The sequence below is a fragment of the Microvirga sp. 2TAF3 genome (assembly GCF_052114965.1).
Classification (GTDB): Bacteria; Pseudomonadota; Alphaproteobacteria; order Rhizobiales; family Beijerinckiaceae; genus Microvirga.
In genome coordinates, this window is record NZ_JBFRFT010000018.1 from 37,656 (window position 1) to 60,746 (window position 23,091).

17 protein-coding genes are annotated in these 23,091 nt (G+C 62.3%); 10 read left to right on the forward strand and 7 right to left on the reverse strand.

All coding sequences use genetic code 11. The features are described 5' to 3' along the window. The first annotated feature begins 113 nt into the window (after nucleotides 1-113). Nucleotides 114-1,709, forward strand: a complete 1,596-nt coding sequence (locus tag AB4Y97_RS16510; protein WP_442000135.1) for a gamma-glutamyltransferase family protein — start codon at nucleotides 114-116, stop codon at nucleotides 1,707-1,709. A gap of 246 nt (nucleotides 1,710-1,955) precedes the next feature. Here AB4Y97_RS16510 and AB4Y97_RS16515 read toward each other — a convergent pair whose 3' ends face one another. From AB4Y97_RS16515 to argH, 4 genes are read right to left on the reverse strand one after another with little or no spacing between them, the layout of a single operon-like run. Continuing rightward, on the reverse strand, nucleotides 1,956-2,789 hold the full coding sequence (locus AB4Y97_RS16515) for an ABC transporter substrate-binding protein (RefSeq protein WP_442000136.1): 834 nt from the start codon (nucleotides 2,787-2,789) through the stop codon (nucleotides 1,956-1,958). A gap of 31 nt (nucleotides 2,790-2,820) precedes the next feature. Then, on the reverse strand, nucleotides 2,821-3,585 hold the full coding sequence (locus AB4Y97_RS16520; protein ID WP_442000137.1) for an amino acid ABC transporter ATP-binding protein: 765 nt from the start codon (nucleotides 3,583-3,585) through the stop codon (nucleotides 2,821-2,823). A gap of 3 nt (nucleotides 3,586-3,588) precedes the next feature. After that, nucleotides 3,589-4,503, reverse strand: a complete 915-nt coding sequence (locus tag AB4Y97_RS16525) for an amino acid ABC transporter permease (RefSeq protein ID WP_442000138.1) — start codon at nucleotides 4,501-4,503, stop codon at nucleotides 3,589-3,591. A gap of 24 nt (nucleotides 4,504-4,527) precedes the next feature. After that, complete coding sequence (argH, locus tag AB4Y97_RS16530) at nucleotides 4,528-5,952, reverse strand: argininosuccinate lyase (RefSeq protein WP_442000139.1); 1,425 nt, start codon at nucleotides 5,950-5,952, stop codon at nucleotides 4,528-4,530. 133 nt (nucleotides 5,953-6,085) lie between these two features. On the opposite strand from argH, the gene AB4Y97_RS16535 reads away from it, so the two are divergent. The 8 genes from AB4Y97_RS16535 (at nucleotide 6,086) to xylB (ending at nucleotide 16,417) form a co-directional block, all read left to right on the forward strand. After that, the gene (locus AB4Y97_RS16535) at nucleotides 6,086-6,970 is read left to right on the forward strand and encodes a LysR substrate-binding domain-containing protein (RefSeq protein WP_442000140.1); all 885 of its coding nucleotides are present in this window, start codon (nucleotides 6,086-6,088) and stop codon (nucleotides 6,968-6,970) included. Between the two features lie 342 nt (nucleotides 6,971-7,312). Then, a complete protein-coding gene (locus tag AB4Y97_RS16540) occupies nucleotides 7,313-8,629 on the forward strand; it encodes an ABC transporter substrate-binding protein (RefSeq protein WP_442000141.1) in 1,317 nt (438 codons plus the stop codon). A 100-nt stretch (nucleotides 8,630-8,729) separates the two neighbouring features. Continuing rightward, nucleotides 8,730-9,614 (forward strand): carbohydrate ABC transporter permease, encoded by an 885-nt coding sequence (locus AB4Y97_RS16545; RefSeq protein WP_442000238.1) that lies wholly within the window; start codon nucleotides 8,730-8,732, stop codon nucleotides 9,612-9,614. Nucleotides 9,615-9,623: 9 nt separating this feature from the next. Next, nucleotides 9,624-10,445 (forward strand): carbohydrate ABC transporter permease, encoded by an 822-nt coding sequence (locus tag AB4Y97_RS16550; RefSeq protein ID WP_442000142.1) that lies wholly within the window; start codon nucleotides 9,624-9,626, stop codon nucleotides 10,443-10,445. Between the two features lie 14 nt (nucleotides 10,446-10,459). Beyond that, nucleotides 10,460-11,593 carry an ABC transporter ATP-binding protein gene (locus tag AB4Y97_RS16555; RefSeq protein WP_442000143.1) on the forward strand — a complete coding sequence of 378 codons (1,134 nt, stop codon included), beginning with the start codon at nucleotides 10,460-10,462 and terminating at the stop codon, nucleotides 11,591-11,593. 138 nt (nucleotides 11,594-11,731) lie between these two features. Then, nucleotides 11,732-13,372 (forward strand): GMC family oxidoreductase, encoded by a 1,641-nt coding sequence (locus AB4Y97_RS16560; RefSeq protein ID WP_442000239.1) that lies wholly within the window; start codon nucleotides 11,732-11,734, stop codon nucleotides 13,370-13,372. A 32-nt stretch (nucleotides 13,373-13,404) separates the two neighbouring features. After that, nucleotides 13,405-14,889 (forward strand): mannitol dehydrogenase family protein, encoded by a 1,485-nt coding sequence (locus tag AB4Y97_RS16565; RefSeq protein ID WP_442000144.1) that lies wholly within the window; start codon nucleotides 13,405-13,407, stop codon nucleotides 14,887-14,889. Nucleotides 14,890-14,941: 52 nt separating this feature from the next. Next, complete coding sequence (gene xylB / locus AB4Y97_RS16570; RefSeq protein ID WP_442000145.1) at nucleotides 14,942-16,417, forward strand: xylulokinase; 1,476 nt, start codon at nucleotides 14,942-14,944, stop codon at nucleotides 16,415-16,417. A 93-nt stretch (nucleotides 16,418-16,510) separates the two neighbouring features. Here xylB and AB4Y97_RS16575 read toward each other — a convergent pair whose 3' ends face one another. The 3 genes from AB4Y97_RS16575 to AB4Y97_RS16585 all read right to left on the reverse strand — a co-directional run bounded on the left by AB4Y97_RS16575 (nucleotide 16,511) and on the right by AB4Y97_RS16585 (nucleotide 19,357). After that, nucleotides 16,511-17,548 (reverse strand): NAD(P)-dependent alcohol dehydrogenase, encoded by a 1,038-nt coding sequence (locus AB4Y97_RS16575; protein WP_442000146.1) that lies wholly within the window; start codon nucleotides 17,546-17,548, stop codon nucleotides 16,511-16,513. A gap of 142 nt (nucleotides 17,549-17,690) precedes the next feature. After that, on the reverse strand, nucleotides 17,691-18,719 hold the full coding sequence (locus tag AB4Y97_RS16580; RefSeq protein WP_442000147.1) for a nickel/cobalt transporter: 1,029 nt from the start codon (nucleotides 18,717-18,719) through the stop codon (nucleotides 17,691-17,693). Beyond that, on the reverse strand, nucleotides 18,710-19,357 hold the full coding sequence (locus AB4Y97_RS16585) for a DUF1007 family protein (protein ID WP_442000148.1): 648 nt from the start codon (nucleotides 19,355-19,357) through the stop codon (nucleotides 18,710-18,712). The genes AB4Y97_RS16580 and AB4Y97_RS16585 overlap by 10 nt, the downstream gene beginning before the upstream one ends. Nucleotides 19,358-19,564: 207 nt before the next feature. Between AB4Y97_RS16585 and AB4Y97_RS16590 the strand changes: the two genes are divergently transcribed. Then, nucleotides 19,565-23,065 (forward strand): indolepyruvate ferredoxin oxidoreductase family protein, encoded by a 3,501-nt coding sequence (locus AB4Y97_RS16590; RefSeq protein WP_442000149.1) that lies wholly within the window; start codon nucleotides 19,565-19,567, stop codon nucleotides 23,063-23,065. Nucleotides 23,066-23,091: the final 26 nt, after the last annotated feature.

Genomic DNA, 23,091 nt, shown 5'->3' on the forward strand with positions numbered 1-23,091 from the left:
GCTGAGCCACGGTCGCGTACTCCATTCTTTGAAGATCAGGCACTACCCTAAACGCCCCCTCTGGTGCAAGGTTTGCCCGGCTTTCATTCATCCTGTGTTACTCTTTCGCACTCATGCCGGAAACACCCGTCTTTTCCACCGCCGCCGTTGCGGCACCTCATCCATCCGCCGCCGAGACCGGTCAGATGATCCTGGCCGCCGGCGGCAATGCCATCGAGGCGATGGTCGCCATGGCGGCCACGGCGGCGGTCGTTCTGCCGCACATGAACGGTCTCGGCGGCGACGGCTTCTGGCTGGTCCGCGAGCCGGGCGGCCGGGTCCATGCCCTCGACGCCTCGGGCCGGGCCGGAATGCTTGCCACCATCAGGCGCTACCGGAATAAGGGTTTTGACACTATCCCGCTTCGGGGACCGGAGGCGGCTCTGACGGTTGCCGGTGTGGCCGGCGGATGGCTTCTCGGCCTCGAACTGGCCAAGGCTCTGGGCGGACAGCTTCCCCTCGATCTGCTGTTGGGGGACGCGATCCGCCTCGCCCGCGAGGGCTCTCCCGTCGCAGGAGTGGAAGCGCGCGCCGCGATTGCCGATGACGACGCCTTACGCACCGCTCCCGGCTTCTCCGTGTTCCTGACGGACGAGGGGAAGCGCCCGTCCGCAGGTGATCGACGGCGCCTGCCGATGCTGGCGGATACCCTGGGACACTTGGCCCATGCAGGCTTGGGCGATTTCTACCGTGGCGATGTTGGGCGCGAGATCGCCACCGATCTGGAGCGGATCGGCAGCCCCGTTCTGCGCCGGGACCTGGAGATTTTTCGCGCCCGGGTGGTTGAGCCCCTGTCCGTGGGACTTCCATTATCCACGATCTACAACTTGCCTCCGCCGAGCCAGGGGCTGGCCTCCCTGCTGATCCTCGGCATCGCCGGGCGGCTGAATGTCAGGCGAGAAGAGAGCCCTGAGCGTCACCATGGGCTGATCGAGGCCTCGAAGCGCGCCTTTGCCATTCGCGACCGGGTGGTGACGGATCCGCGCAAGGTCATCGAGGATCCCAGGTCTTTGCTTGAACCCGATGCACTGGTGCGGGAAGCGGCGCGGATCGAGGGCCGTCATGCAGCACCGTTCGTCCCGTCGCTTCCACCGCAGGGTGTGTCGCTGTGGATGGGGTGCATCGACAAGGGCGGCCTCGCCGTATCCTATGCCCAATCCATCGGTCCGGCCTTCGGCTCCGGCTGCGTGCTGCCCTCTACCAGCATCCACTGGCATGCGCGCGGGATGGGCTTTTCCCTCGATCCAGCGAGCCCCAACCCGCTGGAGCCAGGCCGCAAGCCGTTTCATTCCCTCAATCCGGCCCTGGCTTCCTTCGACGACGGGCGTGTGCTGGTCTATGGCTCTGGCGGCGCGGAGGAGCCGCAGGTCCTGGCGCAGATCTTCACCCGCTACGCCGATTCCGGCATGGGGCTCGCCGATGCGGTGGAGGCGCCGCGCTGGGTGCTGGCTCGGGGTGAGGGCGCGGAGCCCGTCACTCTCAAGGTGGAGGAGCGCTTCGACCCGAGCCTCGCCCGGGAGCTGTCACGCCGCGGGCATGTGGTCGAGGAACTGGATCAATCCATGGCGGATGCCTTCGGCCATGCGGGCATGGTGGTGAAGCATCCGCGCAACGGACGCGTCGAAGCGACCCACGATCCCCGCGCCGATGGTGTCGCGCTGGGACTGTAGTCGCCTTTAGAGGCTGTCATGAGTCTTATTCGACGTTGTCCCCATGTGGATAACGACGCTGCGGGCCAAGAATGGAACAGGCTTGTGCAGGGAATGCACAAGCCTGTTTAGTGATCGTCAGGCTTAGGGCGGTTTTCGTTTCGATGGAATCGAACTCCGCTCCCGCATTGAGGGAATGCCGCATTTTCAGACGGAAAACCGGTTCCCACTTTTCGCTGACGCGGACCTTCGGTTCCTGAAAATGCTCTAGTCGGTGCCCTGATTGATCCCGATGGGTGAGAGCTTGTTCGCCTGCAACCCGTACTTCTTCAGGATCTCGTCATAGACGCCTTTCTGCTGAAGGCGCTCAAGTCCTTCCTTCACTGCGTCGCGCAGCTGGGTCTCGGTCTTGAGCACCGGGATGCCGGAAAGCGATGTCGTGATGGCCTCACCGATCAGCACGTAGGTGTTCGGCTCCTGAGACTGGAGATAGGGCAGGGTCTCGTTGCCCTGGACTGCGGCGTCGATGCGCTGGGTCTTCAGTTGCGTGCGTGCGTCCGCCGAGCCTTCCGTTCCGATGACCTCGATGGCGGGCTTACCCTTGGCGACGCAATTGGCCTGGCTCCATTCGGCGATCTGGCGCGGCCAGTTGGTGGAGCGGCTCGCTCCGACCTTCTTGCCGCAGAGATCCTCGGGCGTCTTGAGGGTCGCAGCCATGGCCGGCGTGATGTAGAACTGCGCACCGGACTTCATGTAATCGACGAAATCCACGATCTCCCGCCGTGCGGGCAGATCGCTCATGCCGGCGAGCGCCAGGTCGACGCGGCCCGTCTGGAGCGACGGGATCATCTGGGCAAATGCGATCTCCTGCCATTCGATGGCGACGCCGAGCTCCTTGGCAAGCGCTTCGCCGAGATCGATGTCGAAGCCGGTGAGCTTGTTCGTGGCCGGGTCCTTGAAGGTGATCGGCGCGTAGTTCGGCATCGTCGCGACCGTAATCTTGCCGGCCTTCTTGATCCGGTCCGGCAGCTCTGCCGCCTTGGACGGAGATGCGAGGCCGATTGCGAGCACGCTCGCCAGCAAACCTGCGATAAGTTTCATTCTCGTCGGTCCTTTCCCTGGGAACAGTAGTTCAAGCCAGAACCGCGGCGATGAAGTCGCGGGTCCGCTGCTGCTGCGGATGCACCAGCACCTCTTGTGGCGGGCCCTGTTCCACGATAGCCCCCCGATCCATAAACACCACTTCGTTCGCGACCTCGCGGGCGAAGCCGAGCTCATGGGTCACGACGATCATCGTCATTCCCGTGCTGGCAAGGTCTCGCATCACCGCGAGAACTTCACCGACGAGTTCAGGGTCGAGTGCCGAGGTCGGCTCGTCGAACAGCATCAATTTCGGCCGCATGGCGAGCGCCCGGGCTATGGCGACGCGCTGCTGCTGGCCGCCGGAGAGTTCCGACGGATAGGCGTCGCGCTTGGCCGCGAGGCCGACGCGCTCCAGAAGCGCCGTGGCCTCGTCGATGGCCTCGCTGCGACGGCGCTTCTGCACCGTCACCGGACCCTCGATGATGTTTTCGAGTGCCGTCATGTGCTGGAAGAGATTGAAGCGCTGGAACACCATGCCGCTCGTCAGGCGCTGGCGGGCGATCTCCGCATCGGTCAGCTCATAGAGCTTGTCGCCGACACGGCGGTAGCCGACCAGCTCGCCATCAACCCAGATCGCTCCCGAGTCGATGCGCTCAAGCTGGTTGATGCAACGAAGAAACGTGCTCTTCCCTGATCCGGACGGGCCGACCACGCAGAGCACCTGGCCCGCGGGGATCTCGATCGACACATTGTCGAGGGCCTGAACCGAGCCGAAGGTCTTACAGACATCCGCTGCGGCGACGATCGGTATCATGATTCAGCCCTCCTCGGCCGGACGAGCCGCTGGACGGGCCCGACGGCGATTATGACCCTTGGCAAAGTAGCGTTCGAGGAAGTGCTGCCCGACGCTGAGCACGGTGACGATCATCAGATACCAGGCAGCCGCGACGATCAGGAGCTCGATGACGCGCGCGTTGGCATAATAGATCGTCTGTGCGTTGCGCAGCACCTCGGCATAGCCGATCACGCTGGCGATCGAGGTGAGCTTCACCATGCTGATCACTTCATTGCCCACAGGCGGGATGATGACACGCATGGCCTGCGGGAGCACGATGCGACGCAGGGTCGTGAGGCGCGTCATGCCGATCGATTTTGCGGCCTCGGTCTGTCCCGTGTCGACTGAAAGGATGCCCGACCGCACGACCTCGGCCGTATAGGCACCCTGATTGATCCCGAGACCAAGCAGCGTCGCTACGAAGGGTGTCATCACATCGACCATGCGCGCCTCGAAAAGTCCCGGAATGCCGATCCGCGGGAAGACGAGAGCCAGGTTGAACCAGATTAGAAGCTGCAGAAGCAACGGCGTGCCGCGGAAGAACCAGATATAGAAGACGGCAACGCCTTTCAGAACCGGGTTCGGCGACATGACCATGATGGCGAACAGGACGCCGAGTCCGATGCCGAGCGCCATGGCCCAGATCGTCATGATGATCGTGTTCACCAGACCGCTCATGATAGCCGGCGCGGTGAAGAACTGGCCGACGACCTTCCAGTCGATCTGCCCCTCGGCGAAGGCCTTTGCCACATAGCCGAACGCCAGGATGATCAGGAAACTGGCGATCCAACGGCCATAATGGCGACGCGGCACGTGGGTCAGGTGGGCGATGGATGGATCGAAGCGCCCGGTTGTCAGACCCTCGCCCGTTTCGGATTGTGCGGCGGCGCTACTCATCCCATTCTCCTCGCTCTCGCTCGTTCAGGTCCGCGGGCCGTCATAGTGCATCGCCCATTCGCGCTGGCTGTCGAAGAGCGAGCGCAGACGCACGATCTGCTCGGTGATCCGCTCAGGCGCCGTTCCACCATAAGCATTGCGGGCCATGATTGCAGCCTCGGGCGTCAAGCAGGATTTGATGGACGCGTCAAGGCGAGCATCGACGGCCGCGAGATCAGCCTCCGTGAGATCCTCAAGGCCGATGCCGCGATCCTCGCAGTAGCGCACGAGCCCGCCGGTGATCTCGTGTGCCTCGGAGAACGGAACCCCGCGGCGCGCGAGCCAGTCGGCAACCTCTGTCGCCAGAGTGAAGCCATCCGTTGCCTGCCGACGCAGCTCCTCCGTGTCGACCCGCATGGTGCGCACCATGCCCGCCATGGCAGGCAGCACGGCGCCAAGCGTATCGACGGCTTCGAAGGCCGCGCGCTTGTCCTCGGCCAGATCGCGGTTATAGGCGAAAGGCAGGCCCTTGAGCGCGGTGAGCATCGTGCCGAGGCCGCCGACGAGTCGGGCGGCGCGGCCACGCGTCAGCTCCGCAATATCGGCGTTTTTCTTCTGCGGCATGATGGAGGAGCCGGTCGCATAGGCGTCGTCGAGTTCGATCCAGCGGAACTGCCGCGAGGACCACAGAAAGATTTCCTCGGCGAGGCGGGACAGGTTTACCCCAAGCATGGCGGTCACGAACAGGAACTCCGCGACATGGTCGCGGCTGCCCACGGCGTCGATCGAATTCTCGCAGGGACCGTCGTAGCCGAGCTCTAGGGCCGAGAGTTCCGGCTGCTTCGCGATGGCCGAGCCCGCGAGGGCCGCGGCTCCGAGCGGAGAGCGCGCTGCGCGCCGATCCCAATCCCGCATTCGCTCGATGTCGCGGGCGAAGCTCTGGGCATGGGCAAGAAGCTGATGGGCAAAGCTGACCGGCTGCGCAGGCTGCAGATGGGTGAAGCCCGGCGCCAGCGTGTTCATGTGCTGCCCGGCCTGGCTTGCGAGGGCTTCTTGCAGGGCCAGGAGGTCGAGCGCGATGCGGCGGCCCTTGTCCCTGAGATAGAGCTTGAGATCGTTCGCAGCCTGATCGTTACGTGAGCGTCCGGCTCGCAGCTTGCCGCCGAGCACGCCCAACCGCTCCATCAGCGCGCGCTCTAGGAACGTATGCACATCTTCGTCCGCATCCGACGGGCGCAGAGTCCCGGCCGCGATATCGGCGCCGATCGCGGTCAGCGACGTCTCGATCCGCTCGCCTTCGACTTCCGTCAGCAGGCCGGCCCGGACAAGCTCCCGGGTATGAGAGAGCGACGCGGCCAGATCATAGGGGGCGAGGCGAAAATGGCTCGCGTCGGACCGCGAGAGGTTCATGAGTTCGGGGGATGGCCCAGAGCGAAATCTCGATCCCCAAAGAACCTTTGCCGTTGTCATTGTACATTCCCCTTTCCTGATGGTGTCCCAAGGGAACCGCTAAATGACAATTGAAAAATCGTCGCTTTAATATTCCTTTTTGGAATAGAAGTGACCTCATTCGAATTCGTCATTCCTTTCATCGATCGGCCACATGAGCATTCACCGTCTTCCTGGTTCTCTGACATCCCTGCGAGTGCTTCTCGCCATCGCCGAACACGGCACGGCTTCGGGAGCGGCCGAGGCCGTGAGTCTGACGCAGAGCGCAGTCAGCAAGCATCTGCGCGCGCTGGAGGAGACGCTGGACGCTGTGCTCTTCACCCGCGGCAGGCGCGGTCTGGTGCCGACGGAGGCTGGACGGATCTATATCAAGCATGTCCGCCTCGCGCTCGCGGAGCTTGAGACCGCTGGCGCGCGGGTCCTGGCGCTGAAGGCCTCGCCTTGGTCGGTAAGACTTCATGTACTTCCGATTGTCGGTGACCGCTGGCTTGTCCCGCGCTTCTCGCGCTTTGCGGAACTCCATCCGGAAATCGATGTACAGTTCACGAATTTCGTCACGACCGATACCGCCGAAGAGGCCGACGGCATGTTTCGGTTCGGGAAGGGGTACTGGCCGGGCCAGAGGGCGGATTATCTCTTCGGACGGAATGTCGCTCTCGTCTGCGCGCCGCCGCTGCTCGCCCGAATGGGCGGAATCGACACGGCGGACGATGTCCGTCGGTACCCGGTGCTCGATCACTTCCAGACGCCCCTGCGCTGGAGCGAGTTCGCAGCCGCACAGGGATTGGAGGATTTCACGCCGATCCATACAATCCGGTTCGGCTTTTACTCCCTGGTCATCAGGGCGGCGATCTCCGGCCAGGGGCTCGCTCTTGTGCCGCGCCGCCTCGTGCAGGACGAACTCGCGAGCGGCCGCCTCGTCAATCCAGCCGGACTTGGGTTCAAGAGCCAGAATGCCTACTGGTTTACGACACCGGAGGATCGCCCGATGCGTCCTGGCCTTCAGGCCTTTCACAAGTGGCTGCTCGCCGAAGTCTGAGATGGAGTGCGGACATCAGCTGGGCGCAAACCGGATGAATGCCTCACGCAGTATCCAGGGCTCCTGCATCGAATTCAGTGACAATCACATCCTGGAGCGTGCCGCTGATGTAAGGGGCAATGCCGCTGCAGCGATAACTGGCGCGTCTGGATCGGAACCAGACGCTTTCTCGATCAACAACTGCCCATAAAGGAATAATCACAATGGTGCATGAATCGATTCATATGTTCCTGACTTCCGGGATCTGACAGCCTCGCGCGTGATTGACCGAAAATATGGCTCATGAGAATATTTGATCTCCAAGCGAACAAGATTTGAGGTAGATATCGACGGGAGGAATTAATGCATTTCAAGCCGCTTGTGCTTTTGTCGTCGATTGCTTTTCTTGCGGGCACCGGATGGGCATTTCCTCAAGGTCAGGAATTGACCATTGCTACCGTCAACAATGCCGACATGATCATCATGCAGCGGTTGTCCCCGAAGTGGGAGCAAGCCACCGGTAACAAGCTGAATTGGGTGGTGCTCGAGGAAAACGTGTTACGTCAACGCGCCACGACCGATATTGCGACCAAGGGCGGCCAGTTCGACATCATTACCATCGGCTCCTATGAGGCGCCGATCTGGGGCAAGCAGGGCTGGCTGGTGCCGCTCGACGATCTTGGCAATGACTATGATTACGCCGACATCATCCCGTCGGTTAAGAACGGCCTGTCCTACAACGGCAAGCTCTATGCCGTGCCCTTCTATGCCGAGAGTTCGTTCACCTTCTATCGGAAGGACTTGTTCGACCAGGCAGGCATCAAGATGCCGGACAAGCCTACCTATGACCAGATTGCCGAATATGCCGCCAAGCTCACCGACAAATCGAAGGAGCAATACGGCTTCTGCCAGCGCGGTAAACCCGGTTGGGGCGAGAACATGGCTTTCGTCGGACCGATGGTGAATGCGTTCGGCGGTCGTTGGTTCAACGAGAAATGGGAGCCGCAGCTCACCAGCGAGCCGTGGCAGAAGGCGATCAATTACTACGTCAAGAATATGAATGCGTATGGCCCGCCTGGCGCCACTGCAAATGGGCACAACGAAAACCGGGCCCTGTTCGCAACCGGGCACTGCGCCCTCTGGGTCGATGCCACTTCGGCCGCCGGCTATATCTACAACCCGAAGGAAAGCCAGGTCGCCGATAAGACCGCCTTCGCCCCGGCACCAATAGAGGTAACGAGCAACGGTTCCGGCTGGTTCTGGGCCTGGGCCCTGGCTATTCCGACCTCATCGAAAAAGGTCGATGCCGCAAAGTCGTTTGTGAAATGGGCGACTTCGAAAGAATACATCACCCTGGTCGGCAACGAGGTCGGCTGGGTGTCTGCTCCTCCGGGAACCCGCAAATCGACCTACGACAATCCCGAGTATCAGAAGGCGGCACCGTTCGCGAAAATCGTCTACGAAGCGGTTGCCGATGCCGACATCACCAAACCGACCAAGGATCCTGTCCCTTATATCGGCATCCAGTATGTCGCGATTCCGGAATTCCAAGGAATCGGCACTGTGGTCGGGCAGCAGATCGCTGCGGCGCTTGCCGGCCAAGTGACAGTGGATCAGGCGCTGCAGACAGCGCAACGGTCCACCGAGCGGACGATGAGGCAGGCAGGATACCTAAAGTGAGATGATCCTCACGCGCCGGCGGGCTTTTGAGCTCGCCGGCTATTCAGCCCAGTCGGGAGTAACCGAGATGGCGAGCTCCACCACAACCGCCACGGTCCCCATCGCCACCATTGGTGGACGTAGCCAGCGTAACGTCAACACCCTGCCGCTGATCGCCCCATCCGTGATCACCCTGTTCTTATGGATGATCGTGCCATTGGTGATGACGCTATGGTTCTCGTTCCAATATTATAATCTGCTCGATCCCACGGTCAGCGGGTTCGCCGGGTTCGACAACTACACCTATCTGCTGACCGACCCGTCCCTATGGACGGCAATGGCTAACACCGTCTTTCTCGTCTTCTGGGTGCTCGTGATCACGGTCGGCCTGGGGACATTGCTCGCAGTCCTGTTCGACCAGGACTTCTACGGCCGGGGCATTGCCCGGCTGCTCGCAATAGCCCCGTTCTTCGTCATGCCGACGGTCAGCGCGCTCATCTGGAAAAACATGCTGATGCACCCGGTCAACGGCCTGTTCGCGTTCTTCGCGCGGTCCCTGGGCCTGCCGGCAATCGATTTCTTCGGCAGCTTGCCGCTGACATCCGTCATCATCATCGTGGCTTGGCAGTGGCTTCCCTTTGCTCTGCTGATCCTGCTCACGGCCATCCAGTCGCTCGACAATGAGCAGAAGGAAGCGGCGCGCATGGACGGCGCAGGGCCGTTCTCGATGTTCTTCTTCATCATTCTGCCCCATCTCGGACGCGCGATCAGCGTCGTCATCATGATCGAGACGATCTTCCTGCTTTCGGTCTTCGCCGAAATCTATGTCACGACGTCGGGCGGCCCGGGTCTCGCCTCCACCAACCTAGCCTTCCTGATCTACTTGAGGGCTTTGCGTGAATACGATGTCGGCGGGGCTTCGGCCGCCGGCGTCATCGCGGTGATCCTTGCCAACATCGTCGCGATCTTCCTCGTCCGCTCCATCGCAAAGAACATCGCCGACTGAGGATAGGTCATGCATCCCAAAACCCGCGAGAAGCTTATCGTCACATTGGTCGGATGGCTCGCCGCCGGGCTTATCTTCTTCCCCATCTTCTGGATGATCTTGACCAGCTTCAAGACCGAAGTGGAGGCGATTGCGACTCCGCCCAAGCTCTTCTTCAGCCCGACGCTCGAGAATTATATTACCGTGCGCGAGCGCGCCGATTACATCCATTTCGCCCTTAACAGCATCATTATCTCCGTCGGTGCCACGCTGCTGGCGACGCTCATCGCTGTGCCGGCCTCCTATGCCATGGCTTTCTTTCCCGGCAAGCGCACCAAGGATCTGCTGCTTTGGATGCTGTCGACCAAGATGATGCCGGCCGTCGGCGTTCTGATCCCGATCTATCTGCTGTTCCGGGACGCCGGCGCCATCGATACCCGATGGGGCTTGATCATCGTCTACACGCTCATGAACCTGCCGATTGTGGTGTGGATGCTCTACACCTTCTTCAAGGAGGTGCCCAAGGAGATCCTCGAAGCCGGGCGAATGGACGGAGCCAAGCCGAAAGACGAGGTCAGGATGCTGCTCCTGCCCCTATCGCTGCCCGGCATCGCATCGACAGCGCTGCTTTCCATTATTCTGTGCTGGAACGAGGCATTCTGGAGTCTTAATCTGACCACGTCGAATGCGGCGCCGCTGACGGCCTTTATCGCTTCGTTCTCCGCACCCGAGGGGCTGTTCTGGGCCAAGCTCTCCGCCGCCTCGACGATCGCGATCGCACCGATCCTCATCTTCGGTTGGATGAGCCAGCGGCAGCTCGTGCGCGGCCTGACCTTCGGTGCCGTCAAATAACTGGGAGGAGTGTCATGGCGACCGTCACACTCAAAGGCATCCAGAAGAGCTATGGCGCTGTCCAGGTCATCAAGGGCGTTGACCTGACGATTGAAGACCGTGAGTTCTGCGTCTTCGTCGGGCCCTCCGGCTGCGGTAAGTCAACGCTCCTGCGAATGATTGCCGGGCTCGAGGAGATCACGTCGGGGGAGCTGCTGATCGACGGCCAGCGGGTCAACGATGTTCCGCCATCGGAGCGTGGGTTGGCCATGGTGTTTCAGTCTTACGCGCTCTACCCGCATATGTCCGTCGCTGACAACATGGGCTTCTCTCTTCGACTCGCGGGCGTTTCTAAGGAGGAGCGTCGCGCCAAGGTCGCCGAGGCGGCTCGCATCCTGCATCTGGATCAGCTGCTCGAGCGCAAGCCCAAGGAGCTGTCGGGCGGCCAGCGGCAGCGGGTTGCGATCGGGCGGGCTATCGTACGCAAGCCCAAGGTGTTCCTGTTCGATGAGCCGCTCTCCAACCTGGACGCTGCCCTGCGCGTGCAGATGCGCATCGAACTCGCCCGGCTGCATGATGAGCTTGCTGCAACCATGATCTATGTCACGCATGATCAGGTCGAAGCGATGACCATGGCTGACAAGATCGTGGTGCTGCAGGGCGGGATCGTCGAGCAGGCTGGCACCCCGCTCGAACTCTACCACCATCCGCGCAACCTGTTCGTGGCTGGGTTCATCGGTAGCCCGAAGATGAACTTCCTGCCAGCGAAGGTGACGGCGGTCGATGACGCCGGCACCACCGTGCAGCTCTCCGGCGGGTCGAGCGTGACCGTCCCTGTCCGGGCTGGCCGCCAGAAGGCCGGCGACGCGGTTACGCTTGGTGTTCGGCCCGAGCATATGCGCCCCGCCGCGACGGGTGAGATCTCCGGCGAGGTGATGGTGGTCGAGCGGCTCGGCGGTGAGACGTTCCTCTACACTCAGCTTGGAGACGGCTCGATGCTGATCATCCAGGCTGACGGTGAGATCCCGACCAACGTGCATGAGCGCATCACGGTCAAGCTCGATCCGGCGACCTGCCATCTGTTCGACGCCGACGGCCTCGCGATTGAGCGTGCTCAGCGCCATCCTCTGGCCAACCTTCGCCGTTTGCCGACGCGCAAGGCGAGTTGATGAAGGACAGTTCGTCGGACGAGGGAACAGGCGACGCATCCTGGCTTGGAATTGTCGACGATGATCTCAAGGGGTCCTTCAGCGACGCCCCTGCGAAAAGTCCGCAGCTGGCCAATTCCTTCTGTCCGAGGGAGCGTCATGGCATCAAAGCGATTTGACTACCTCGTTGTCGGAGGCGGAAGTTCCGGCTGCGTCGTTGCCAGTCGTCTTGTCGCAGAGCATGGCGCTCGGGTGCTGCTCGTCGAGGCAGGACCGCGCAAAACCAGCCCGATCCTCGCCATGCCTGCGGGCTATATGAAGTATCTCGCTCGCGATACCTACCTGACAATGCATCGCGTCCTTCCGCAGGCGCAGCTCGATGGCCGCGCCCCGATCGTGCCGCAGGCCAGGGTGCTTGGCGGGGGGAGCGCGGTCAATGCCATGGTCTACATCCGGGGCCAGGCCACAGACTACGATCTATGGGATGAGGCACTGGGCGGTGCGGGTTGGAGCTATCGGGATCTCCTTCCTTATTTCATCAAACAAGAGGGGAACGATCACCTCGGTAAGCCATATCATGGCGTCAATGGCCCCTTGAAGGTGTCCCATCTGGGGCAATACTCCGCCATGAGCCGCGCGTTCGTGCAGGCCATGCAGGAGAGGGGAATACCCTATACTCCCGACTTCAATGGCTCTCGACAGGCTGGTGTCGGCTTCATGCAACATACGATCGACTGGGCAACGCGCCGTCGTTGCAGCGCGGTCGACGCCTTTCTCCAACCCGTGCTTTCCAATCCGCGACTGACTGTGGCGACTGACACGACCGTAACCCGGGTCCTTTCCGAGAAAGGGCGCGCCATTGGTGTGAAACTGCAAGGGCGCCTCGGGTCTGAGACCGTTTTTGCCGACACTGAAGTGATTCTTGCGGCTGGTACGTATATGACCCCGAAGCTCCTCATGCTCTCCGGGATCGGACCGGCCGATGACCTCACTCGTCATGGCATCCCCGTCGAAGTGAATCTGCCAGGGGTTGGCATGAATCTCCAGGACCACCATGAAGTGCCCGTGATTGCCGCGACAACGGGCGCGTTCGGCTATTTCGGTCAGGATCGTGGTTTGGCTATGTTGAGGCACGGACTGCAATACGTCCTGTTCAAGTCGGGAGCCGTCACCACAACCGGAGTCGAAGCGTGTGCTTTCATCGATCCGGACGGGGGCGAGCGGCCGACGATTCAGCTCTATTGCGTTCCCACGGTCTATCTCGACCGCGATATCTCGGCGATCGAACCAACCCATGGCGTGACACTGGACGCGTGCCTGCTGCGCCCAAGGGCGCGCGGAGCCGTGCGTCTCGCGTCAGCAAACCCAGCCGACGCGCCGCATATCGATCCGCAGTTCTTCGGACATCCCGACGATCTGCGTTTGACGATCGCAGGATTACGCTACGCGAGGGAGGTCTTGGCAACAAGCCCGGTCAAGGAAATGATCGAGAAGGAGCTGTTTCCAGGATCCAATGTGACGTCCGACGATCTCGCCGCGCACTGCCGCCGAACCGTCAAGACGAACTATCACCCGGTGGGCACCTGTCGTATGGGCCGAGAATCTGACCCGGGAGCGGTCGTAACGCCGGATCTCAAGGTTCGTGGGATTGACAGGCTGCGTGTCGTCGATGCTTCGATCATGCCGGCAATTCCGAGCGGCAATACAAATGCACCGGTGCTGGCGATCGCCGATAAAGCCGTCGATATCATCACCGGTTTCGTCAGTCGCACTCCACATCTCGCAGCTACAGTCTCGTGAGTCAGACCACCGTCCTCGGAGCAGAGGCAATCATGGCTAAGGCACTTAATCTTGCGACCCTTGCATCCCTGCCACCTACGGTCGCGCGTCCAACATACTCTCGCGATTCACTCCGCCCCGGTATCCTTCATATCGGGGTAGGGAATTTCCACCGCGCCCATCAGGCTGTCTATCTGGATGACCTTTTCAATGCCGGAAAGGATTGGGACTGGGCCCTGCTCGGGGCGGGCGTGCGATCCGGGGACAGAGCTATGCGCAACGCCCTGAAGCCTCAGGATTGGCTCACCACGGTTGTCGAACTGGAGCCCGGGGCCAATGCGGCCCGGGTTACCGGCTCCATGGCGGATTTTCTACCTGTGGGCGAGGATGGCCGCGCGATCATCGATGCGCTGGATGATCCGGCGCTCAGGATCGTCTCTCTGACTGTGACCGAGGGCGGCTATTGTATTGATCCTGCAACCGGAGCCTTCAATCCCGAGCATCCGGAAATCGTCTATGACGCTGCTCATGTGGACGCTCCGAAAGGCGTGTTCGGGGTGCTCGTGGCCGCTCTCAGGCGTCGGCGCGACCGGAACATTACGCCCTTCACCGTGATGTCGTGCGATAACATTCCCCACAATGGGCATGTGACGATGGACGCGGTCGCCGGGCTCGCCCAACTCGTCGATCCGGGGCTCGCCGCCTACGTGCGCGAGCGGGTCGCCTTTCCCAACAGCATGGTCGACCGCATCACCCCCGCGACCACCGACCGGGAGCGCGCCATCCTTACAGAGCGCTTCGGCATTCAGGACAATTGGCCCGTCTTCTGCGAACCGTTCCGGCAATGGGTCCTCGAAGATTATTTCCCCACCGGTCGGCCTGCACTGGAGGATGTAGGGGTCACGTTCACGCCCGATGTTGCGGCATTCGAGTTGATGAAGATCCGCATCCTCAATGGCGGGCATGCGACGATCGCCTACCCGGCCGGACTCCTGGGAATTCATTTCGTCCACGATGCCATGACGGATCCGCATGTCCGCGGATTCCTCGATAAGCTGGAGACCGAAGAGATCATTCCCTGCGTACCGCCGGTGCCAGGGGTCGATCTTGGCGCTTATTACCAGCTCGTGGCCAAGCGCTTTGCCAACCCGGATATAGGCGATACGATCCCGCGCCTCTGCCAGGACGGCTCCAACCGCCAGCCTAAATTCATCCTGCCCTCGACCCGCGACCGCCTGAACGCGGGGAGCGACGTAACGGGACTCGCACTCGAATCGGCCTTATGGTGCCGCTACTGCGCGGCAACCGACGATGCGGGCGAGCCCATCACGCTCAACGATCCGAACGCGGAGCGCCTGAAACCCGCCGCTCGGGCGGCGAAGGACGATCCCGCTGCCTTCTTGGGCCTCCGGGATATCTTCGGTGACATCGCGGACGCTTCACCCTTCCGCACCCGGTTCGAAACAGCGCTCCGAAGTTTGTGGCAGAACGGCACCCGCGCCACCCTGCAGCGCTATCTGGATGGCAATCTCATGTGAGGCATCGTCATCAGGGTGCCGGTCGAGGGCTATCAAAGAGGACAAGGGGCCAATGTATCTGGGGATCGATCTTGGCACTTCAGGCGTAAAGGCCGTTCTCATCGACGAGAAGGGTGCGCTGGTTGGCGAGGGGACGGCCCCGCTCACGCTGGCGCGCCCGCGGCCATTATGGTCGGAGCAGGATCCCGAGGCGTGGTGGCAGGCGACGAAGATTGCTGTGAGCGCTCTTGGAGCCCGGCATTCCCTTGATGCTGTTGCGGGCATCGGATTGTCGGGGCAGATGCATGGCGCCGTCCTTCTCGGTCGGAGCGGCCAGGTGCTTCGCCCTGCGATTCTGTGGAATGACGGCCGTGCCGGCGCGGCATGCATCGAACTGGAGCGGCGCGAGCCGGCTAGTCGAACAATTACCGGTAATATGGCGATGCCGGGCTTCACGGCGCCAAAGCTCATCTGGGTCGCGCAACATGAGCCGGACGTCTTCACGCGCACGGCACGGGTCCTGCTGCCAAAAGACTGGATACGCTTTCGGCTGACGGGTGAGGCGGTGAGCGAGCCTTCCGATGCTGCCGGAACACTCTGGCTCGATGTAAAGCGGCGCCGCTGGTCGCCCGCGATGCTTGCGGCCACCGACCTCGAAGAGCGACACATGCCTCGCCTCGTCGAGGGAACTCAAGTCTCGGGGCAGCTCTCCCGTAAGGCCGCTGATACACTCGGCCTCCGACCGGGAATCCCGGTGGCCGGGGGAGGGGGCGACAACGCGGCCGGGGCTGTCGGAATCGGCGTTGTGCGCCCGGGCATGGCATTCCTGTCCCTGGGGACCTCAGGGGTCATCTTCGTTGCGGACGATGTGCTCAAGACGGATCCGGACCGCGCCGTTCACGCGCTCTGCCATTGCATCCCGGACATGTGGCACCGCATGGCGGTCATCCTGTCCGCAGCGAGCACCCTATCCTTCGCCACCCGCCTTGTCGGTGCGACTGACGAGGCCGAACTTCTTGCCGAGATCGAGGCCGCTGGCGTCCAGGCGCAGGCACATAGCCGCCTTGTCGTTTTACCTTATCTGAGCGGGGAGAGAACGCCTCACAACGATCCCACTGCGACAGGCGTCATCTTCGGTCTCGATGGGGCGACAAACCGCGTGGATCTCGGCAGGGCCGTGCTTGAGGGCGTTGCCTTTGCCCTTGCCGACGGACTGCATACATTGGAGGCTGGAGGTGGGCCGATCAAAGCTCTTTCCGTGATCGGCGGAGGCGCGCGTTCCAAGCTCTGGGGCCGGATCCTGGCGGCGGCCCTCGAACGTCCGCTCATGTACCATCATGGGGGCGAAGTGGGGCCCGCTCTGGGCGCAGCTCGTCTCGCCCGGATTGCCGTATCAGGCGCTAGCCTAGACGAAGCCTGCCCCCCACCGCCGCTCGCGCATGTCATCGAGCCGGAGCCGGCTCTGGTGGAGATGCTCGAACCACGTCGAATCCTGTTTCGTCGTCTGTACCGCGATCTCAGATCCACATTCGCGAGTTCGGTTTGTTGAGTAAATTGGAATGAGTTTGGCACGCCAAGCTGGCCTTCCAAGGCAAGGATAGAATATGCGGCATCGCTCCTAAGGCGAGCCACCAAGGCCGTCTCAGCGCGGCATCTCGATCTGCACCTTGACCGAGGCCGGCGGCATTGTTTTGGCGAAGTCGAAGGCCTCGACGCTGTCCTCGAATGCGAACCGGTCCGTGATCAGCGGTTTTACATCGATCTTGCCTGAGGCGATCATCGCCACCGCACGAGGATAAACATGTGCGTAGCGGAAGACGCTCTCGACCCTGGCTTCCTTCACCTGTGCCTTGCTCACGTCGAAGGCGAAAGGCTCGAGCGGGATGCCGACCAGGGCCACTCTCCCGCCGGGACAGACGAGATCGAACATCTCCGCCATGGCAGGTCCATAGCCCGAGCATTCGAAGACCAGGTCCGCTCCCCAGCCGTCGGTCTCGCGCTTGACCACATCAGTGAGTTTCTGGCTCCTGACATTAACCGACAGCACGGGGCCAAGCTTTCTCGCCAGTTCGAGCTTCGGCTCATGGACGTCGCTTACGATCACACGTGAACAGCCGGCCGCCAGGGCTGCCAGTACAGTGACCATGCCGATCGGCCCTGCACCGATGATGACGGCGACATCGCCTGGCTTCACCTGAACCTTGGTGGCGGCATGCACACCCACGGCCAATGGCTCGACCATTGCACCCTCGGCGTAGCTCACATGATCCGGTAGCTTGTAGGTGAAATCGGCCGGGTGAACCACGGTGGGCCGGAGCACGCCATGGACTGGCGGAGTCGCCCAGAACTGCACAGCCGGGTCGAGATTGTATTGGCCGAGCCGCGTCGCCCTGCTCGTAGGGTCAGGGATGCCGGGTTCCATGCAGACGCGGTCCCCCGGCTTGAACTCCTTCACCGCGGACCCGATCTCGATGATCTCGCCCGCCGCTTCGTGGCCGAGGATCATCGGTCGCCTGACCACGAATGGGCCGATGGCTCCGTGCGTATAGTAATGCACGTCGCTGCCGCATATTCCCACGGTCCGAAGCGCAATCCGGACATCCCGTGGACCCAGCTCGTCCTCGATCGGGAAATCGCGCAGGCTGAGATCGTTCTTGCGTTCAAGCACCAATGCTTTCATAGCTCGATCTCCTCTCAGGAGCTCTCTATTTTGCCGAGCATCGGCATCGGTGCATAGAGGTTCTGAAGAGGGGCGTGCAGGCAAGTTGACCCATGTCACTTTCCAGAAGAAGCGCCTTAGACTGCCTCAACGGCGCTGCCATCTAGCTTGCCATCCCCGACGTCCAGAAGCCGAAGAGCAGACTCGTGCCCAGCACCAGCACGAAAGCGGCGGCGAGAAGCTCGATTCCGGCGATGGCCATTGCGCCCGATGCGCCCCGCCCCCCGGCGACCTTGAGGGCAAGCGACTTGGCGAAGACGGCGAGTGCCGCGATCATGCCCGTGGTCAGCGCCGTGCCGAGCGCCATAGCGAGCGTCGCGGCGATGCCGGCGGCGAAGAGGCCTTGCGACAGGGCGAAGACCAGCACCACGAGGGCTCCAGCGCAGGGGCGGATGCCGGCAGCCAGCGCCACGCCGGCCATGTCCCGCCACCGGGTCAGGCGACGAAGCTCCTCCGGGGGCGGCATATGGACATGGTCGCAATCCTCGCCCTGCGGGCCGCTGAGCGGATTGCGGGCGAGCGCCATGACGCCGAGAACCTTGCCCGCCTTGCGCCAGGTGATGACCGCACCGACAAGCGCCACGGCGGCAAAACTCATCAGTTCCACGCCGGTGGTGACTTGGTTCATGGTGGCGGCGGTGGCCCTGAAAAGGAGGGCGACGAGGCTCACGAGCAGGATCGCGACCAGGGCCTGGACGAGCGCGGCGGCCAGGCTCAGGCCGAATCCCTTGGCGAGCGCCCGTTCGTCCGCCACGAGATAGGCCGCGATCACGCCCTTGCCGTGACCGGGCCCCGCCGCGTGGAAGACGCCATAGGCGAAGCCGGTGGCAAGAAGCGTCCAGATCGCCGCGCCGTTGTCCTTCAAGGTCGTGACGGTCTGCTGCAGGCTTTTGTAGAAACTGCTCTGCACGGCCAGGATATAGGCCCCCAGATCGCCCGAGGGGGCGGCTTCCCTAAGGCCCATGCCAAAGGGATTGCGCGGCGGCGGAGCCGCACCCGGCGCCAGCCACCAGAGGAGAAGGGTGATGGCGCCCGCGACCAGCGCCACGGCCAGCACCGCCAGCCCGAGACGGACTCCGATCCGTGCCTTCGCCGGCGCGGGCATGACGATGGGTTCGGCCGTTACGGACATGCGACGATGGCCTTGTTGGCGAACTGCATGCCGAAGGAGGAGGCGGCGGTCAGGGTCTGGAAAAAGGCCTCCGACATATTCTGCTGCTGCTGAGGCGCATCGGCCGTCTTGGGGCGGGAAATGGTGGTCGCGCAGCCCTGGGGCGCACCTGCCAGGGTCACGGCATCGCCCTCTGCCAGACTGAACGATACGAAATAGGTGGGATCGTAAACCTCGAGCGAGGCGGTTCTCGTAGAGGCCGGATGCTTCAGGGGCAGGAAGTAGGACATGGTCACCGCCTCGTCAGCATAGGTCATGGCGTAATCCCGGGGGGCGCCGAATTCCTGCTTCTTCCCATTGGTCTTGAGCACGGTGAAATACTCGAATTCCACCAGGGATTCGGTGTTTTCCTTGGCCAAGCCCTGCAACTCGTCCGGCGTCAGCTTGCCGTCGCCGTTCTTGTCGAGGCCCTGCGTCACGAAGGCGGAATAGGCCTTGTCGAAGGTCCAGGCGTGGCGGATTCCTGTGACCTTTCCGTCCTTGTCATAGACCATCTCCGCCTTGGCGGTGACCCAGACATGAGGATGCGCAAGGGCCGGGGAGGCAAGGGCCGTGAGGGCGGCTGCGACAAGGATTTTGAGACCAGGGCGGTATGTCATGCGCTTTTTCGTGAATGGCGATGCTTGGCGGGACATCGCAAAGTCTATCGGTCTTCCCTTGTGAGGCATTATGGTTAAAGGAGGCGAAACGGAGGCGTGCTCGATTGACGTCCACAAGTACATATGTCAGCCTTGCTGACATAATTTACAGAAGAGCAAGACCGGAAAAGCGGCAGCGGGGCGAGGGCTCCAGGGAGGAAACGGGGAATGGCCGAAGGTCCTGTGGCGCTCCGTAACGTATCGCTCGACGACAAATATGACCTGACGAAAGACCGCCTCTTCATCACCGGCACGCAAGCGGTCATCCGCATGCTGATGATGCAGCGCGAGCGGGACAGGCTCGCCGGGCTGAACACCGCGGGCTTCGTTTCCGGCTATCGCGGCTCGCCTCTCGGCGGTCTGGACCAGAACCTTCTGCGCGCAAGGTCCTGGCTCGAGAAATCGGATATCCTCTTCCAGCCCGGTCTCAACGAGGAACTCGCCGCGACGGCGGTCTGGGGCTCGCAGCAGGCCGAGATCCGCGGCGACGGCAAATACGATGGCGTCTTCGGCATGTGGTATGGCAAGGGCCCGGGCGTCGACCGCTCGGGCGATGTCTTCCGCCACGCCAACATGGCCGGTTCCTCCCGATATGGCGGCGTGCTCGCGCTCATGGGCGATGATCACACGGCGGAATCCTCCACCGTCGCGCATCAATCCGAATTCCATTTCGTCGACGTGATGATGCCGATTCTCAACCCGGCCGGTGTTCAGGAAATTCTCGATTACGGCCTCTACGGCTATGCCATGAGCCGCTTCTGCGGCACTTGGGTCGCCTTCAAATGCGTGAAGGAGAACATCGAGTCGACGGCCTCCGTCGACGGTTCGCTCGACCGGGTGAAGATCATCATGCCCGATGATTTCACGATGCCGCCCGGTGGGCTCAATATCCGTCCGCGCGATGGCGTGCTCGATCAGGAGGCCCGGCTTCAGGACTACAAGCGCGACGCCATGATAGCGTTTGTCCGCGCCAACAACCTCAATCGCATCATCCTGTCGGGCGGTCGCCAGCCGAAGATCGGCGTGATTACCGTCGGCAAGTCCTATCTCGACGTGCGCCAGGCGATGGACGAGCTCGGCCTCGACGAGGTCAAGGCGAACGACATGGGGCTTCGCCTCTACAAGGTCGCCTGCCCCTGGCCGCTGTCTCAGCGCGAGCTTCTCGATTTCGCGAATGGCCTCGACATGATCATCGTGGTCGAGGAAAAGCGTTCGCTCATCGAAGTGCAGCTGCGCGAGGAATTATACGGCACCGCGAACCAGCCGCTCTGCATCGGTAAGAAGGACGAGAGCGGCAACTGGCTCTTCCCGGTGAAGGGCGCGCTCGATCCCAACGACATCGCAATCGTCCTCGGCGAGCGTCTGCTCAAATATCACAACAACGACGATCTGCGCGGTCGCGTCGCGCGCCTGCGCCATGCACAGGAAGTGCTGTCCGTCACCACGGACGTGGCGACCCGCGTGCCGCATTTCTGCTCCGGCTGTCCACACAACACATCGACGAAAGTGCCCGATGGCATGCGTGCCTATGCGGGCATCGGCTGTCACTACATGGTCCAGTGGATGGACCGCGAGACCGATGGTTTCACGCAGATGGGCGGCGAGGGCGCGAACTGGATCGGCGAGGCGCCGTTCTCGACTCGCGGCCACGTGTTCCAGAATCTCGGCGACGGCACCTACAACCATTCCGGCGTGCTGGCGCTACGCTGGGCCGTGGATACCAAGACCAACGTCACCTACAAGATCCTGTTCAATGACGCCGTCGCCATGACCGGCGGGCAGAGGCATGAGGGTGGGCTGACCGTCGACATGATCGCTCGGCAGGTGCGCGAGGAAGGCGTGGAACGCATCGCGCTCGTTACCGACGAGCCGCACAAATATCCCCGCTCCATCCGCTGGCCCGAGCGGATGACGATCCATCATCGCGATGAACTCGACGCCGTGCAGCGGGAGCTGGCCGCGATCCCCGGCGTGACGGTGATGATCTACGATCAGACCTGCGCCTCCGAGAAGCGCCGCCGCCGCAAGCGCGGCGAGTTTCCCGATCCCGACAAGCGCGTCATCATCAACGATCTGGTCTGTGAAGGCTGCGGCGATTGCTCGGTGCAATCGAACTGCGTCGCCGTGCAGCCGGTCGAGACCGAATTCGGCCGCAAGCGGCAGATCGACCAGTCGAATTGCAACAAGGATTTTTCCTGCGTAAAGGGCTTCTGCCCATCCTTCGTTACGGTGCACGGCGCGAAGATCAAGAAGGCGGTGCCGGACACAGTCTCAACGGGCGGCATGACCCTCAAGCCGCTGCCGGATCCGGTCATTCCTTCCATCGACCGCACTTTCAACATCATCGTAACCGGCGTCGGTGGTACGGGCGTCGTCACCATCGGTGCAATCCTCGGCATGGCGGCCCATCTCGAAGGCAAGGGCCTCGGCATGATCGACATGGCGGGCCTCGCGCAGAAGGGCGGCGCAGTCTACAGCCACGTGCGCCTCGCCAATTCGCAGGACGATATTTATGCCATCCGCGTCACGGCTGCGGCTGCGGATCTCGTTCTCGGTTGCGACCTTGTGGTGACGGGCACCAAGAAGGTACTTGCCTCCGTGAAGGAAGGACGGACGGCTCTGGTGGTGAATACGGCCGAGGTGATGCCCGGCGAGTTCACTCGCAACGCCGATTTCTCGCTGCCGATTGAGCGGCTGAAACGCGCCGTCATGACGGCGGCGGGCCGCGAGGGTGTCGATTTCGTCGATGCGACGGCGATTGCCACGGCGCTTCTCGGCAATGCCATTGCCGCCAACATGTTCATGCTCGGCTATGCCTGCCAGAAAGGTCAAGTGCCGCTCTCGGCCGATGCCATCGAGAAGGCGATCGCGCTCAATGGCGAAGCGGTGAAGATGAATCTCGCCGCCTTCGCCTGGGGCCGTCGCGCGGCGGCGGAGCCCGAGCTTGTGGCGAAAATGATGAGCGATCTCAAGGCGCCGACGGAATCGCGCAAGCTATCGGAAAATCTCGACGATATCGTCGAGCGCCGCGCCCGCTTCCTGGCCGAGTATCAGAGCGAGGCCTATGGCAGGCATTATCGTGACCTCGTCGAGCGCGTGCGCGTGGCAGAGAATAAGGTCGTCGTCGGATCGGACACGCTGGCCGGGAGTGTGGCGCGGAACCTGTTCAAGCTCATGGCCTACAAGGACGAGTATGAGGTGGCGCGCCTCTACACCGACGGCCATTTCGCGCGGCAGGTCGCTTCCGCCTTCGAGGGAGAAAACCTCCGTTACGAGTTCCATCTCGCGCCGCCGCTGCTCGCACGCAAGGATCCGGCAACCGGCCTGCCGCGCAAGATGAGCTTCGGGCCGTGGATAATGAAAGCCTTCGGCGTGCTGGCGCGCATGAAGGGCCTGCGCGGCACGCCGTTCGATATCTTCGGTTACACCCATGAGCGTCGGACGGAGCGCCAGCTCATTCGCGATTACGAGGTGCTGATCCAGGAGATCGTGACGAAGCTCGATCCGGCCAACCATGCGGCGGCTGTCGGCCTCGCCAACATCCCACAGAAGATCCGGGGCTTCGGCCATATCAAGGAACGGAACCTGAAGAACGCGAAGGTGGAGGAGGCTGAGCTGCTCGCCCGCTTCCGCGCGCCGGAACAATCGCTGCCGGTTGCGGCGGAGTAACCGCGAACGCCAGAATTATCGGGCAC

What these genes read in the sequence shown, in the direction of transcription:
- AB4Y97_RS16510 (WP_442000135.1), top strand. Translation starts at nt 114, where the DNA reads ATGCCGGAAACACCCGTCTTTTCCACCGCCGCCGTTGCGGCACCTCAT.
- AB4Y97_RS16515 (WP_442000136.1), bottom strand. Translation starts at nt 2,789, where the DNA reads ATGAAACTTATCGCAGGTTTGCTGGCGAGCGTGCTCGCAATCGGCCTC.
- AB4Y97_RS16520 (WP_442000137.1), bottom strand. Translation starts at nt 3,585, where the DNA reads ATGATACCGATCGTCGCCGCAGCGGATGTCTGTAAGACCTTCGGCTCG.
- AB4Y97_RS16525 (WP_442000138.1), bottom strand. Translation starts at nt 4,503, where the DNA reads ATGAGTAGCGCCGCCGCACAATCCGAAACGGGCGAGGGTCTGACAACC.
- argH (WP_442000139.1), bottom strand. Translation starts at nt 5,952, where the DNA reads ATGACAACGGCAAAGGTTCTTTGGGGATCGAGATTTCGCTCTGGGCCA.
- AB4Y97_RS16535 (WP_442000140.1), top strand. Translation starts at nt 6,086, where the DNA reads ATGAGCATTCACCGTCTTCCTGGTTCTCTGACATCCCTGCGAGTGCTT.
- AB4Y97_RS16540 (WP_442000141.1), top strand. Translation starts at nt 7,313, where the DNA reads ATGCATTTCAAGCCGCTTGTGCTTTTGTCGTCGATTGCTTTTCTTGCG.
- AB4Y97_RS16550 (WP_442000142.1), top strand. Translation starts at nt 9,624, where the DNA reads ATGCATCCCAAAACCCGCGAGAAGCTTATCGTCACATTGGTCGGATGG.
- AB4Y97_RS16555 (WP_442000143.1), top strand. Translation starts at nt 10,460, where the DNA reads ATGGCGACCGTCACACTCAAAGGCATCCAGAAGAGCTATGGCGCTGTC.
- AB4Y97_RS16560 (WP_442000239.1), top strand. Translation starts at nt 11,732, where the DNA reads ATGGCATCAAAGCGATTTGACTACCTCGTTGTCGGAGGCGGAAGTTCC.
- AB4Y97_RS16565 (WP_442000144.1), top strand. Translation starts at nt 13,405, where the DNA reads ATGGCTAAGGCACTTAATCTTGCGACCCTTGCATCCCTGCCACCTACG.
- xylB (WP_442000145.1), top strand. Translation starts at nt 14,942, where the DNA reads ATGTATCTGGGGATCGATCTTGGCACTTCAGGCGTAAAGGCCGTTCTC.
- AB4Y97_RS16575 (WP_442000146.1), bottom strand. Translation starts at nt 17,548, where the DNA reads ATGAAAGCATTGGTGCTTGAACGCAAGAACGATCTCAGCCTGCGCGAT.
- AB4Y97_RS16580 (WP_442000147.1), bottom strand. Translation starts at nt 18,719, where the DNA reads ATGTCCGTAACGGCCGAACCCATCGTCATGCCCGCGCCGGCGAAGGCA.
- AB4Y97_RS16585 (WP_442000148.1), bottom strand. Translation starts at nt 19,357, where the DNA reads ATGACATACCGCCCTGGTCTCAAAATCCTTGTCGCAGCCGCCCTCACG.
- AB4Y97_RS16590 (WP_442000149.1), top strand. Translation starts at nt 19,565, where the DNA reads ATGGCCGAAGGTCCTGTGGCGCTCCGTAACGTATCGCTCGACGACAAA.